Below are 14,024 nucleotides of genomic sequence, written 5' to 3' on the forward strand. Positions count from 1 at the left end.
AAACGCTTAGCCGTTAGAAGATTGATGATTTTGGGCTCGATATGCTTCGCGGGGCGATCGCTGAGCGAACAGGCCGAATGACGATTCCCGCATTCAAACGTCGGCCATCCATTGTCTGACATATATGGGGTTACTGTGCCGCAATGGAAAGCTGCTTCGGACTATGAGCCAGATTATTTCCTGGTGGAGCAGTGGCGGCAGGCAAGGTTTCGACTGCCGCCGGCTTGCGGAACAATGATTGGCGGTCCAGCGCAATATAGCCCAAAGAGGCGAGGCGGTGGTGCAGCCGGATCAGATCAGGCCGTGTCCGGAGGATTTCCGTTTCACCGCCTTCAAAGCTGGTCAGCAGGAAACCGCCAGGCAGCAGGGCTGTATTGAGATGCTCCAGGACCGCCATCGGGTCATGCAAATGGCTGAAGACATCATTGCAGATGGCGACATGGACTGACGGAAGTTCCGGCAACGGCCGTATCCGGGTGCAGGGAAGGGATTGATAAGCCAGCCCCAGGCGCCGGCAGAGCCAGGAGAGAAATTCCAGCCGCATGGTCGGAAGGTCGGCCAGTACCAGCTTCGGAGCGGCGTCTTTCTGCCGAAGTGTCAGAGCCAGAGAGATCGATGTCTGTGCCAAGCCGCAGCCAAAGTCGGCAATCACGGGCGCGGACACATCTCTGAGCGCCATCATGATCGGATGGTCGTCCCGCCAGATCGGCACCGGAAGGCTGACCTGCCGCAGCATGAACAGCCAGTCGTGCAAACGATAGGCGTCGTGAATCTCGCGCACGGAATCGTTTGCGATGACGCTGAAGAGTGCGATTTGCGTTTCGGTGAACCGGCGGAAGGATGCGCCATTATGCCCGTCGGGCAGCGCCTGCCAGGACGCACGATAACGATGCCGGCTTTCCTCGTCGGAAATGCCCAGCCGCTCGGCATTCCAGGCGCAGAAGCCTTCTTGCCACAGATTTAAGAAGTCAATTCCGCAGGTTACATGAGTATCGCGTTGCGGCCCCGTTCCCAGAACGCGACGGGCCATCCTGCGGATCACACCCTCGCCCGATGCTTGTTCTCCCATGATTTTCCCCGGCCTCTGTTTTGTCGCAGTATCGCCAATGGACGGAAGGCAGGGGTGACCAAGCTGTGGCTGGCCGGGGCCTTGGCTTAGGAAAGAGACAACTGGCACGCCGGTAAATGAGGGCGATGGCAGCGATAGAGACCCCAGGACTACGGCCCGGAAGGACTTGCAGGTCGCAGGTGGTTTGTCTTTGATGGCGGTAATGGGGAAGGGGGCCAGCCGAATATCATGGATCGAGAAAGCTGCATCGTTGCAGCCCCGCTGACTGCCGAGGCTTTCGCGCCGTTTGGCCATGTGCTGACGCCCCCCGCCGATGCGGGACGTTCTTATTATGGCGATCTGATCCAGAACCGCCGGCCTGAGGCTCGTCTGGATCTCTCCTTCGCCACCGTCCAGCCAGATAGCCTGCCGTTGAAGCTTCGGCTGTTCGAGCGGCACGCCTATTCCTCGCAGGCCTTCATACCGCTGGATGTTGCTCGCTATCTGGTGACCGTTTGCCCCGATAACGGACGAGGCCAGCCGGCTCCCTCTCAGGCAGTCAGCTTCATCGCTAATGCCGCGCAAACAGTCATTTACGCGCCCGGCACTTGGCACCATCCGATGGTGACCCTGGACCGGCCTGGCCGTTTCGCGGTCGTCATGTGGGCCATGGGGGATGCCGGGGATGAGGAGCTGGTGCCGCTGGATCTGCCTTGTAAGGTCGTCGATCCTTCCGGCGATCTGCTTACCGATTGAGCAGGGCTAGGCTGTAAGACGAGGTAAAAGGGAGTTCCGGCATTGGCAAGCATTTTGCTTCGTCAAAGCTCAGTTCCTTCGAGAGACCAATGCCCGTCATTCTGACCCATAACCGCCAGAGCCGCCGCGGCGCCCCTTTCCCCGAGTACCTGAAGGCGATCCAGTCCCACGCAGACTATCGGCTTGCCGCCAAGGAGATCTCCGCCTGGCCCGGTTTTGCCGTCACGCCCTTGCATAACCTGTCCGCCTTGGCGCAGGCGCATGGTTTTGCCTCGATCCATTATAAGGACGAAGGCAGCCGCTTTGGGCTGGGCAGTTTCAAGGCGCTCGGCGGCGCCTATGCCGTTTTTCGTCTGCTGCAACGGCATGTGGCGTTGCAGACCGGTTTGTTGCCGGAGCAGGTCAGCAGCGACGATCTGCTCTCGGGCCGCTACGCCGATCTGGTACGCAACGTGACGGTGACGTGCGCCACGGATGGCAATCATGGCCGCTCAGTCGCCTGGGGCGCCTCTTTATTTGGTTGCGCCTGCGTCATCTATATCCATGCTTTGGTATCCCAAGGCCGCCGTTCGGCGATTGCCGCATATGGCGCGGAGGTCGTACGCGTTCCCGGCAATTACGACGATGCCGTACGCCAGGCGCAGGCCGATGCCGAGCGGCTGGGTCGCTTCGTTGTGTCTGACACCTCTTATCCGGGCTATCGCGATATCCCGCGTGACGTGATGCAGGGCTATTCGGTGATGGCAGCCGAAGCGTTAACGCAGATCCTGCAGCCGCCCACGCATGTTTTCGTGCAGGGCGGCGTCGGCGGATTGGCGGCTGCCGTGCTGGCGTATCTCTGGGAAGAGGCGGGAGCCAGCCGGCCGGTTTTCGTCGTCGTGGAGCCGGATCGGGCCGATTGCCTGCGGCGTAGTGCGGAGGCCCGTCATCCTGTAACGGTGACGGGCGATCTCAATACGATCATGGCAGGTCTGGCCTGCGGTGAGGTTTCCGAAATCGCCTGGGAGATACTGCAGCCCGGCGCCGATGCCTTCATGGCCATCGATGATGAACAGGCCGCTGCGATGATGCGGCAACTCGCAGAACCGCTCCCGGGCGATCCGCCAATCGTCGCGGGTGAATCCGCCGTTGCCGGCTTGGCGGGTGCCCTTGCTGCGCGGCAGGATCCTGCCATGGCCGCAGCGCTTGATCTGGGCCCGCAATCGCGTCTTCTGGTCTTTGGCACGGAAGGCGCAACCGATCCTGAACTCTATCAGCGAATTGTCGGGCGGCCGGCGGCTGCAGTCGCAACGAGCATGTGAGGAAACGATGCCGCGTTTCGTTACCGTTGCCGCAGCACAGCTTGGTCCCATCGCCCGCAACGACAGCCGTGCTCAAGTCGTCGAGCGGCTGATCGCCCACCTGCGCGAGGCAAAGCGGATGGGCTGCGACCTCGTGGTTTTTCCCGAACTGGCGCTGACCACTTTTTTCCCGCGCTGGTACATGACGGACCAGACCGAGATCGACAGCTTCTTCGAACGGTCCATGCCGGGGCCGGATACCCAGCCGCTATTCGACGAAGCCCGCCGTATCAATCTTGGATTCTATCTCGGATACGCCGAGCTGACTGAACAGGACGGCGTCACCAAGCGATTCAACACATCCATCCTTGTCGGCAAGGACGGGCAGATCATCGGAAAATACCGCAAGGTGCATCTGCCTGGCCATCGAGAGTACGAGCCCTGGCGCCGTTTCCAGCATCTGGAGAAACGCTACTTCGATGTCAGCGATACCGGTTTCCAGGTTTGGCGCGCCTTCGGCGGGGTGTTCGGCATGTGCATCTGCAACGATCGCCGCTGGCCGGAAACCTATCGCGTGATGGGCCTGCAGGGCGCGGAGATGATCCTGCTTGGCTATAACACGCCGGTGCATAATCCGCCGGCGCCGGATCACGACGATCTGTCGCTGTTCCACAACCAGTTGGTGATGCAGGCTGGCGCCTATCAGAACGGATGCTGGGTGGTGGGTGTCGCCAAAGCCGGCAACGAGGAAGGCGTTCCAATGATTGGCGGCAGCCAGATCATTGCGCCGTCCGGCGTTACCGTGGCGGCAACGCGTGGGGATGGCGACGAACTGGCTGTCGCCTGCTGCGATCTCGATGCCTGCGCCAGCTATAAGACCACGACATTCAACTTCGCTGCACATCGTATGCCGCAGCATTATCGCTTGATCGTTGAACGTAAGGGAGCAGAGCCGCCACCATGAAGCCACTGAAATCCGCTTTACCGCCTCCGCTGATCGAAAGCATGTTTGCAGAATGCGGGGTAACTCTGCGTCCCGGCCGCGCCGAGACCATCTCGGCCGTATTGGGCGCTGCCGTGGCGCGTTTCCGCCAGGTCGCACATAAGCTGCCCTTCGAACGTGAGCCGGGCCTGTTCCCGGATATGGATATGCCGAAGAAGAAACGGAGCCGGTGATGAGCCAGAAGAAGGATTTGGCTTTGATGGGGCTGGCTGAAGCAGCCCAGGCCGTTGCGCGCGGACGTGTTTCCGCACAGGCCCTGACGGAGGCTTGCCTGGCGCAGATCGAGGAATGGCAGCCTCGCGTGAACGCCTTTCTGAAACTGGAAGCAGCCGCTGCGTTAAAAGCTGCAAAGGCAGTCGATCGCGCCCGCAAGCGCGGCGCCAAACTCGGCCGCTTGGCTGGCGTGCCGCTGGCTCATAAGGACATGTATTACCGGGCTGGAAAGGAAACCAGCTGCGGCTCGGCCATCCGCCGCCATTGGAAGGCGACCGAGACATCAACGGCGCTGGAGCGTCTGGATGCCGAGGGCGCCCTCGATCTTGGCCGTCTCAACATGGCCGAATTCGCCTTCGGTCCGACCGGGCATAATTACCATTACGGACATGCCCGTAATCCCTGGAACACGGATCGGATTACCGGCGGCTCATCAAGCGGCTCGGCGGCTGCAGTCGCCGCACGCATGGCATTTGGCGCGCTTGGCTCCGACACCGGCGGTTCGATCCGCCTGCCGGCGCATTATTGTGGTCTGGTCGGGATGAAGCCGACATGGGGCCGCGTCAGCCGCGCTGCCTGTATGCCGCTCAGCTACTCGCTCGACACCGTGGGGCCTCTGACCCGGCGGGTGGAAGACAATGCGCTGTTGCTGGAGATCCTGGCGGGTGCCGATCCGCGTGATCCGACCGCCAGCAGCCGGCCCGTCGACCGCTATCTGGCTGCTGCACGCTCCGGTGCAGTGAGGGGAATGAAGCTGGCTGTGCCTCGCGCCTATTTCTGGGACAAGCTGAACAAGGCGAGTGCCGAAAGCCTGGAAGCGACGCTGAAAACCTTCGCCAAACTTGGCGTCAAGATCATCGAGATAACGCCGCCGGATATGGAGATGATCACATCCGCCGCCATGGTGATGATGTCGGCGGAGGCAGCCGCACTGCATGCGCCTTGGCTGCGTACCCGGCCGCATCTTTATAGCGATCAGGTGCGGGCCCGGCTGGAGAATGGCCTGGCGCTCAGCGCGCTGGATTATATCGACGCACAGCGCTGGCGTGGGGAAGCCGTGGCGGCGTTCGTGAAAGCGATGAATGGCGCCGATGCGATCTTTGCGCCGGTGGCTGACAAGCCTGCACCGACCATTGCCGAAACCGATGTCGCTGGGAAACCGGAGGCGGGGAAGGTGATTGCGACATTGACCCGCCTGACCCGGCCGATCAATTACCTCGGCTTGCCGGGATTGACTGTTCCCGCCGGTTTCGTGCGGGGCGGAATGCCGGTCGGCTTCCAACTGATCGGCCGGCCTTTCGATGAAGCGCTGCTATACCGTCTTGGCGGCGCTTACGAAGCCAAGACGCGTCATTACGAGCGCGTACCCGTTTAGTCTCTGCCTTCCAGTAACTCAGCCAGAGCCGGTGCCAACCCTTGCGTTGGCACCGGCGCAAGGCGAGGCGCTGTGATCCTTTGCCCGGCAGCGGCCTCCGAGTATTGAAGCGCTGGCGTGAAGCCATCGATAACAGGGAAGGGGACGCGGTCGGCGATACGCTCGAGCATGCCGATCATGCCCGCGCCGCCCAGGACCACCAGTTCGGCACCGTCTTCGGCGACAGCGGCTTCGCACGCGGCGATGATATTGGCTTCCGCCGCTGCAGGATCGGCGGCGATCTGACCACCGTTGGACGCCAGTGTCCGCACACTGGCAAGGTGTTTATCCAGCCCAATCATCTCAACGTATTCGCGAAGCATTGGTCCCCAGCGTTCGCCGCCGGTCACGATGGAGAAGCGCTGGACCAGTTCCGCTGCCCTCCGGCAACCTGATTCTGCCATGCCGAATACCGGCACACTGGCGACTTCCCGTAACGCCTGCAAACCTGGATCGCCAAAGCAGGCCAACACGATAGCGTCGGCTTCACCGCCATGTTCAGCATAGGCATCGAGGGCTGCATGGCTGGCGATCGCATAGGCGCTGCGTGAGGCGATCACCTCGGCGCCAAACCGCCCTGTTACGCCTTTGATTCGTGTTCCTGGCCGCATGATCCGCCGCGCCGCCGCAACGGCGCGCTCGGTCATGGCGACACTGGTATTGGCATTGATGATAAGTAGCCGCATGCAATGCTTATGGCGGCTGTCGGCATGCGGCTTCAAGCGCTAAGTCGTGCGCCATAGCCGGGAGAGCGCCGCACATCAATCTGCATAAAACGCGGGCAGGTCTGTCTTCCACGAGGCAGAGGGGAGAGTGTCCATCACATTCGTGCACATAAGATTCACGAACTTGAGCGGCTGGCACGGACCTTGCGTCGCAATGGTCATCGTCCATACAAGGTGGCGCTCATGATACAAAAAAAACTCTCCTCCAGACTGTTCTCCATGCTGACTATTACGGCCTTTGCAGGCTTCGCCGCTGGCTCGGCGCTGGCGCAGGGCACGTTGCGGATCGGCATGACCGCTTCGGATATCCCGCTCACCACGGGCCAGACCGACAATGGCGGCGAAGGCATGCGCTTCATGGGCTACACGGTCTATGATTCGCTGATTAACTGGGATCTCAGCAGCGCCGATAAGCCGTCCGACCTGACGCCAGGCCTGGCGGAAAGCTGGAGCGTTGATCCCGCAGACAAGACCAGATGGACCTTCAAGCTGCGTCAGGGCGTGAAATTCCACGACGGCAGCGAATGGACCGCCGAAGTAGCGGTGTGGAATTTCGAAAAGCTGCTGAACAAGGACGCGCCGCAATTCGATCCGCGCCAATCGGCACAGGGCCGTTCGCGCATTCCATCCGTCGCCAGCTACAAGGCAGTCGACAAATACACGCTTGAAATCATTACCAAGTCGCCGGACGCGACCCTGCCGTATCAGCTTGCCTGGATCATGTTCTCCTCCAAGGCCCAGTGGGAGAAGCTGAAGAGCTGGGACGAATTCGCCAAGACGCCGTCGGGTACCGGCCCTTGGAAGCTGGCCGCTTTCGTGCCGCGTGAACGCGCCGAGCTGGTACCGAACCCGGATTACTGGGACAAGAAGCGCGTGCCGAAGCTGGACAAGATGGTGCTCATCCCGCTGCCTGAGCCGAATGCGCGTGTGGCGGCCTTGCGCTCCGGGCAGGTGGATTGGATTGAGGCGCCGGCCCCGGACACCATTCCCTCCCTGAAGAGCAGCGGCTTTACCATCGTCACCAATGCCTATCCGCATAACTGGACCTGGCATCTGTCGCGCGCCGAAGGATCGCCCTGGAACGATATCCGTATCCGCAAGGCGGCGAATCTTGCGGTGGATCGCGAGGGGATGAAGGAACTGCTCAGCGGCATGATGATCCCTGCCGAGGGATTCTTCCCGCCCGGCCATCAGTGGTTCGGCAATCCAAGCTTCAAGCTGAAATACGATCCCGCCGAAGCACTCAAGCTGATGAAGGAGGCTGGCTATGGGCCGGACAAGCCGCTGAAGACCAAGGTGCTGATCTCGCCTTCGGGGTCGGGGCAGATGCTGCCGCTGCCGATGAACGAATTCGTCCAGCAGAATCTGGCCGAGATCGGCCTGCAGGTCGATTTCGAGGTGGTGGAGTGGAATACGCTGATCAACATATGGCGTGCCGGCGCGAAGCATGAAAGCTCACGCGGCGGAACGGCGATGAACTACAGCTACTTCATCCAGGATCCGTTCACTGGCGTCATCCGCCATCTGCAATGCAACCTGGCACCTCCGGCCGGCACCAACTGGGGCCATTATTGCGACCCCGAGATGGATAAGCTGTTCGATCAGGTGCGCACCACCTTCGATCCGGCGGAACAGACCAAGGTGATACAGAAGGTTCACGAGAAATACGTCGACGACGCGATCTTCCTGATGATCACCCATGACGTTAATCCGCGTGCCATGACGTCCAAGGTGAAGGGCTTCGTGCAGGCGCAGAACTGGTTCCAGGACTTCTCGCCGATCACGATGGCTAACTAGGTCTGTTCCAAACCGGCCTCGGCTCGCCGGGGCCGGTTCCTGATCCTTGGATCCGTGGGGCCCATGCTTTTTTACGCCCTGAAACGTCTGATCTATGTGCTGCCGGTGGCTTTCGGCGTCAGCGTGGTATGCTTTCTGCTGGTGCATATTACGCCGGGTGATCCGCTGACTGCAGTACTGCCGGTTGATGCCTCGGCGGAATTGCAGGCGCAGATGCGGGCCATCTATGGCTTCGATAAGCCTCTGCCGGTGCAATACGTCATATGGCTGGGCAAGGTACTGACTGGCGATCTGGGAACATCGATTGCCACCGGACGCGCCGTGCTGACCGAAGTCTCACGCGCCGTCGGCAATACGCTGATCCTGTCTGCGGTTGCTACGATCATTGGTTTCTTCCTTGGCTGCTTGTTCGGTTTCGTCGCCGGCTATTACCGGGACTCGGCGATGGACCGGTTGGCCTCGACCTTGTCGGTGCTTGGGGTGAGCGTCCCGCATTACTGGCTTGGCATGGTGATGGTTATCATCTTTTCGGTGCAGTTGAACTGGCTGCCAGCCACGGGGGCTGGCCCCGGCGGTTCGGCCGAATGGGCCTGGGACTGGGATCATATCCGACATCTCATCCTGCCTGCGGTCACCATGTCGGTGATCCCGATGGGCGTGATTGCGCGCACGGTCCGGGCATTGGTGGCCGAAATCCTGTCTCAGGACTTCATCCTGGCGCTGGCCGCCAAGGGGCTGACCGACCGGGGGATTTTCATCCATGTCGTGAAGAATGCCGCGCCGACCGCGCTTGCCGTGATGGGGCTGCAGCTTGGCTATCTGCTCGGCGGGTCGATCCTGATCGAGACGGTCTTCTCCTGGCCGGGGACGGGCTTCCTGCTCAATGCCGCCATCTTCCAGCGCGACCTGCCGCTGCTGCAGGGGACGATCCTGGTGCTGGCGATGTTTTTCGTGCTGCTCAACCTGCTGGTCGATGTGATGCAGACCGCGCTTGATCCGCGCATTCAGCGGGGCTGACATGGCAGTGGGCGCATTGGACAACAAAAACGTTATCGCGCCGATCCAGGTCTCGGACGGCTATTGGAAGGGCGTGCTGCGCCGCCTGATGCGCGATCCCGTGACGATGGGCGCGCTGATCGTCATCCTGCTGCTGGTGCTGATGGCGATCTTTGCGCCTTATCTGGCGCCGGCCGATCCATTTAAAAGCTCGATGCTGCGGCGCCTGAGGCCGATCGGCACGCCGGGCTTTCCGCTTGGCGCCGATGAGCTGGGACGCGATATGCTGTCGCGCCTGATCTTCGGTGCACGATTGTCTCTCTTCATGGGAGTGACGCCGGTGCTGATGGCATTCGTCATCGGCTCAGGCTTGGGAATTTTCGCCGGCTATGTCGGTGGCGCGCTCAACACTGCGATCATGCGCACCATCGACGTCTTCTATGCCTTCCCGTCGGTGTTGCTGGCGGTGGCGTTGTCCGGCGCTCTGGGGGCTGGCATCTTCAACGCTCTTGTATCCCTGACCATCGTTTTCATACCGCCAATTACCCGCGTCGCGGAAAGTGTAACCACACAGGTGCGCAACCGTGACTATGTCGAAGCGGCGCGTGCCAGCGGCGCCAGTGGGCTGACCATCGTGCGGGTGCATGTGTTGGGCAATGTGCTGAGCCCGATTTTTGTCTATGCCACCAGCCTGGTTTCGGTATCGATGATCCTGGCCTCGGGGCTGAGCTTTCTTGGTCTCGGCGTCCGGCCGCCGGAGCCTGAATGGGGGCTGATGCTCAATACTCTGCGCACGGCGATTTATGTCAATCCGCTCGTCGCGGCTTTGCCGGGCGTGATGATTTTCATCACCTCCATTTCCTTCAACATGTTTTCGGACGGGCTGCGCTCGGCCATGGATGTGCGGGCATGACGGAACTGGCGGACATGCAGCAAAGCGTTGCCCGCGATCCCCGAGACCGTGGCGGTCCGCGCCAGCCATTGCTGAGCGTGCGCGGACTGGTGAAACATTTCCCTGTCGGCAAAAACCTGTTCGGCCGCAGCCGCAATGTGGTTCGCGCAGTCGACGACGTCGATTTCGAACTGCTGAAAGGCGAAACGCTCGGCATCGTCGGTGAATCCGGCTGTGGGAAGTCGACGACGGCACGTCTGCTGATGAATCTGATCGAGCCGGATGCCGGCGAGATCATTTTCGACGGCGAGGTGGTCGGGCATGATATCTCGCTGCGGGATTACCGCCGCCAGGTCCAGATGGTGTTCCAGGATAGTTACGCCTCGCTGAATCCGCGCCTCACCATCGAGGACTCCATCGCATTTGCGCCGCGTGTGCATGGCGTGTCGCGCCGCGAGGCGGTTGGCCGCGCGCATGATCTGCTGGCCCGCGTCGGCCTTGAACCGCATCGCTTTGCCGGCCGCTATCCTCATGAACTTTCAGGTGGACAGCGGCAGCGGGTAAACATCGCCCGCGCTCTTGCGCTTGAGCCTCGGCTGGTGATCCTGGATGAGGCGGTCTCGGCGCTCGATAAGTCGGTCGAGGCGCAGGTGCTGAATCTCCTGCTCGACTTAAAAGACGCTTTCGGTCTGACCTACATTTTCATCTCGCATGACCTGAACGTCGTGCGTTTCATTTCGGATCGCGTCATGGTGATGTATCTCGGCAAGGTGGCTGAGATCGGCGATGCCGAGTCCGTCTTTGCACAGCCACAACACCCCTATAGCGCGGCCTTGCTGGCATCGATGCCAGCCATGGATCCGGACGCACGCACCGAACAGGCTCCGCTTTACGGCGATCCGCCCAATCCGATCGATCCGCCGCCGGGATGCCGTTTTCATACGCGCTGCAGATTCGCCGATCCAGTTTGTAGCCAGACTGTTCCCAGTCTCACGCCCGCTGGCGAAACCCAGCAGGTGGCCTGTCTGATGCGCCAATATGGCTCAGGTCATTCGTGTATCGGTCTGGAGGGCAGGGCATGACCGGCACGGCGGCGCCGATCATCGACATCCGGGATCTGACCGTGACCTTCATCGGAGGCCGCAAGCCTGTGCATGCGGTCAATGGCGTGACACTAGCCATCCAGCCGGCAGAGGTGCTGGCTCTGCTGGGTGAATCCGGCTCGGGTAAGAGTGTCACCCTGCGAAGCCTCCTTGGTTTACATCCCCCGGGCCGGACTAGCATCGGCGGCAGCATTCAGGTTGCAGGCAAAGACGTGATGGCCTTGTCCGGTCGCGCGCTGGCGGATTTCCGCGGCAAGACAGTGTCCATGATCTTCCAAGAGCCGTTGCTGGCGCTTGATCCCGTGTATACCGTTGGCGCCCAGATCGCCGAGACGATACAGCGTCACGAAGCCGTGTCTCGGGTCAAGGCACGGGCACGCGCTTTGGCACTGTTGCAGAAGGTGCGAATTCCTTCGCCGGAACGCCGGCTTGATGCTTTTCCGCATGAGATGTCTGGCGGCATGCGTCAGCGCGCCATGATTGCGCTGGCACTGGCCTGCAATCCGCAGATCCTTCTGGCGGACGAGCCGACAACGGCACTCGATGCCACGGTGCAGATTCAGATCCTGCTTCTGCTGCGCGAGTTGCAGCGCGAGCTGGGTCTGACGGTAATTCTGGTGACCCACGATATCGGCGTCGCCGTTGAGGTCGCCGACCGCGTCGCCGTGATGTATGCCGGCCGCATCGTCGAAACAGGGCCGGTTCGAGAGATCATTCGCAATCCACGGCACCCTTACACGCAAGGCCTGCTTGCCTCTCGGGCTCATGGCGCGATGACGGGCTCACGCCTGGATGCCATCCCTGGATCGCCGCCCGATCTGGCTGATCTGCCGCCGGGGTGTTCCTTTGCGCCGCGCTGCAAGCATGCCAAGGCGACTTGCGTGGAGACGGCGCCTGAAATCCGCTCTGTGACAGCCGATCACTGGATGCGCTGCATGCTGGACGCAGAGGCAGCAGAATAGAAATTGGTTATTGCGTAGCCTGCCCCTGCAATGCGGCATCAGGAATGGCAGGCGCCCGATGTATTCGGCTACTAGCCGCAGTCTCCCAAGCCTGCCGATATGCTCCGGCGTATGCTGAGCCTGCCCCACATTCTTCACCCAGCCCTGAATGCGGGCTGGTGCGACATTGAAGCGCCAGCGGTGCGTCACGCTTGCCTTAAGTGCGGTGGAGGAACGGTATGGCCATAAGGCGATGTCGAATGCTATTCAGTGTCAAGAATGAGTCACTAGGGCAGGAAACGGATGATACCCAAGGCAGTATCTGGACTTGGTCCAGAGGCGGAATACCGCGCTTTTCTCGAGCAGGGGCGCTTCATGATCCAGCGCAGCCGCTCAACCGGACAATATGTCTTCTATCCCCGCGTTGCAGCGCCCGGCAGCGGTGCGACTGATCTGGAATGGGTCGAAGCCTCGGGCCTGGGCCTGATTTACTCCATCACTGTCAACCGCGCCCGCACGGGCAGCTACAACATCGCGCTCGTCGACCTCGACGAGGGCCCGCGGCTCATGACCCGGATCGAAGGCGTCGAAACCGCGCCGATCGGTACGCGTGTTCGCGCCCGCATTGTCAAGATCGATGGCGAACCCGCTGTGGTCTTCGACATCGCTGCGATGGAGGGCAGGGCATGAGCGGCCTTTCTGTACGCGGCAAGACTGCCATTGTCGGAATCGGCGGAGCAGGCTGGGGCGAAGCACCCGGACGCTCGGCAATCGAACTGCTGGGGGACGCGGCGCTGGCCGCCATCGCCGATGCGGGGCTGGAACTCAAGGACATCGACGGGCTTTGCGCGGCCACCAGCACGCATGCTTTCCCGACGCTTTCGGTTGCGGAATATCTTGGCATCAAGCCGACTTTCTTTGACGGCACGAATGTCGGCGGATCATCTTTCGAGATGCATTTGCTGCAGGCCGCCCTGGCGCTTGAGGCCGGCATCTGCAATGCAGTGCTGATCTGTTACGGCTCCAACCAGCGCACGGCAGGTGGCCGGCTGGTCTCGATGAGTGAACCGCAATGGCATGAAGTGCCGTACAAGCCGCGTCATCCGATCACGGCTTATGCCCTGGCGGCGCAGCGACATATGTATCAGTACGGCACCACGCGCGAGATGCTGGCCGATATCGCCGTCGCTGCACGGCAATGGGCCAACATGAACCCTGCTGCTTTTGAGCGGGGGCCGCTGACGCGCGAGGACGTGCTGAATTCCCGCATGGTCAGCGATCCGCTCACCACGCGCGATTGCTGCCTGGTCACCGATGGCGGCGCTGCCTGCGTGATGGTGCGTGCTGACCGGGCAAAGTCGATGAGGCAGAAACCGGTCTATCTGCTGGGCGTGGGCGGTGCGCATTCGCATCGCTCGATCACGCAGATGACCGATCTGACCCGCACCGCCGCGGCAGAAAGCGGCCCGCGCGCCTTCGCCATGGCCGGGTTGAAGCCGTCGGATGTCGATCTGGTGATGCTCTATGACGCCTTCACCATCACGACATTGCTGTTCCTAGAAGATCTTGGCTTTTGCCCGAAGGGAGAGGGCGGCCGTTTCGTGCAGGGCGGCACAATCGCCCCGGGCGGCAAGCTGGCGGTGAATACCAGTGGCGGCGGATTGTCCTGCATCCATCCTGGCATGTACGGCATGTTCCTGATTCTCGAGGCTGTCACGCAGCTTCGCGGCCATGCCGGTGAGCGCCAGCTTAAGAAATGCGACATCGCGATCTGCCACGGCAATGGCGGTACCCTGTCGAGCCAGGTGACCGCACTGCTGGGTAGCGACGCAGCTTTATGATCGATGGCCTGATGC

At 61.3% G+C, this 14,024-nt stretch carries 14 protein-coding genes; 12 read left to right on the forward strand and 2 right to left on the reverse strand.

The features are described from left to right. Positions 1–130 precede the first annotated feature (130 nt). Positions 131–1,363 (reverse strand): class I SAM-dependent methyltransferase, encoded by a 1,233-nt coding sequence (locus Q0603_RS01500; RefSeq protein ID WP_298720983.1) that lies wholly within the window; start codon positions 1,361–1,363, stop codon positions 131–133. Between Q0603_RS01500 and Q0603_RS01505 the strand changes: the two genes are divergently transcribed. The 5 genes from Q0603_RS01505 (at position 1,364) to Q0603_RS01525 (ending at position 5,675) form a co-directional block, all read left to right on the forward strand. Further along, a complete protein-coding gene (locus Q0603_RS01505) occupies positions 1,364–1,804 on the forward strand; it encodes an ureidoglycolate lyase (protein WP_298720986.1) in 441 nt (146 codons plus the stop codon). 89 nt (positions 1,805–1,893) lie between these two features. Beyond that, positions 1,894–3,105: a diaminopropionate ammonia-lyase gene (locus Q0603_RS01510; protein ID WP_298720989.1), complete on the forward strand. Its 1,212-nt coding sequence runs from the start codon at positions 1,894–1,896 to the stop codon at positions 3,103–3,105. Positions 3,106–3,112: 7 nt separating this feature from the next. Next, a complete protein-coding gene (locus Q0603_RS01515; protein WP_298720992.1) occupies positions 3,113–4,048 on the forward strand; it encodes an N-carbamoyl-D-amino-acid hydrolase in 936 nt (311 codons plus the stop codon). Next, positions 4,045–4,260: a hypothetical protein gene (locus Q0603_RS01520; RefSeq protein WP_298720996.1), complete on the forward strand. Its 216-nt coding sequence runs from the start codon at positions 4,045–4,047 to the stop codon at positions 4,258–4,260. The genes Q0603_RS01515 and Q0603_RS01520 overlap by 4 nt, the downstream gene beginning before the upstream one ends. Continuing rightward, complete coding sequence (locus Q0603_RS01525) at positions 4,260–5,675, forward strand: amidase (protein WP_298720998.1); 1,416 nt, start codon at positions 4,260–4,262, stop codon at positions 5,673–5,675. The genes Q0603_RS01520 and Q0603_RS01525 overlap by 1 nt, the downstream gene beginning before the upstream one ends. Here the strand turns inward: Q0603_RS01525 and Q0603_RS01530 are convergent. After that, positions 5,672–6,436 (reverse strand): aspartate/glutamate racemase family protein, encoded by a 765-nt coding sequence (locus Q0603_RS01530; RefSeq protein ID WP_298721000.1) that lies wholly within the window; start codon positions 6,434–6,436, stop codon positions 5,672–5,674. The genes Q0603_RS01525 and Q0603_RS01530 overlap by 4 nt on opposite strands. A gap of 222 nt (positions 6,437–6,658) precedes the next feature. On the opposite strand from Q0603_RS01530, the gene Q0603_RS01535 reads away from it, so the two are divergent. The 7 genes from Q0603_RS01535 to Q0603_RS01565 all read left to right on the forward strand — a co-directional run bounded on the left by Q0603_RS01535 (position 6,659) and on the right by Q0603_RS01565 (position 14,009). Continuing rightward, positions 6,659–8,236, forward strand: a complete 1,578-nt coding sequence (locus Q0603_RS01535; protein ID WP_298721003.1) for an ABC transporter substrate-binding protein — start codon at positions 6,659–6,661, stop codon at positions 8,234–8,236. A gap of 63 nt (positions 8,237–8,299) precedes the next feature. Then, complete coding sequence (locus Q0603_RS01540; protein ID WP_298721006.1) at positions 8,300–9,253, forward strand: ABC transporter permease; 954 nt, start codon at positions 8,300–8,302, stop codon at positions 9,251–9,253. 16 nt (positions 9,254–9,269) lie between these two features. Continuing rightward, the gene (locus Q0603_RS01545; protein WP_298721009.1) at positions 9,270–10,145 is read left to right on the forward strand and encodes an ABC transporter permease; all 876 of its coding nucleotides are present in this window, start codon (positions 9,270–9,272) and stop codon (positions 10,143–10,145) included. Next, positions 10,142–11,206, forward strand: a complete 1,065-nt coding sequence (locus Q0603_RS01550; protein WP_298721014.1) for an oligopeptide/dipeptide ABC transporter ATP-binding protein — start codon at positions 10,142–10,144, stop codon at positions 11,204–11,206. The genes Q0603_RS01545 and Q0603_RS01550 overlap by 4 nt, the downstream gene beginning before the upstream one ends. Continuing rightward, on the forward strand, positions 11,203–12,189 hold the full coding sequence (locus Q0603_RS01555; protein ID WP_298721017.1) for an ABC transporter ATP-binding protein: 987 nt from the start codon (positions 11,203–11,205) through the stop codon (positions 12,187–12,189). The genes Q0603_RS01550 and Q0603_RS01555 overlap by 4 nt, the downstream gene beginning before the upstream one ends. Before the next feature lie 282 nt (positions 12,190–12,471). Beyond that, the gene (locus Q0603_RS01560; protein ID WP_298721020.1) at positions 12,472–12,858 is read left to right on the forward strand and encodes an OB-fold domain-containing protein; all 387 of its coding nucleotides are present in this window, start codon (positions 12,472–12,474) and stop codon (positions 12,856–12,858) included. Further along, complete coding sequence (locus Q0603_RS01565; RefSeq protein ID WP_298721024.1) at positions 12,855–14,009, forward strand: acetyl-CoA acetyltransferase; 1,155 nt, start codon at positions 12,855–12,857, stop codon at positions 14,007–14,009. Before Q0603_RS01560 ends, Q0603_RS01565 begins: the two co-directional genes overlap by 4 nt. Positions 14,010–14,024: the final 15 nt, after the last annotated feature.

The sequence above is a fragment of the uncultured Ferrovibrio sp. genome, assembly GCF_937960835.1.
Taxonomy (GTDB): domain Bacteria; phylum Pseudomonadota; class Alphaproteobacteria; order Ferrovibrionales; family Ferrovibrionaceae; genus Ferrovibrio.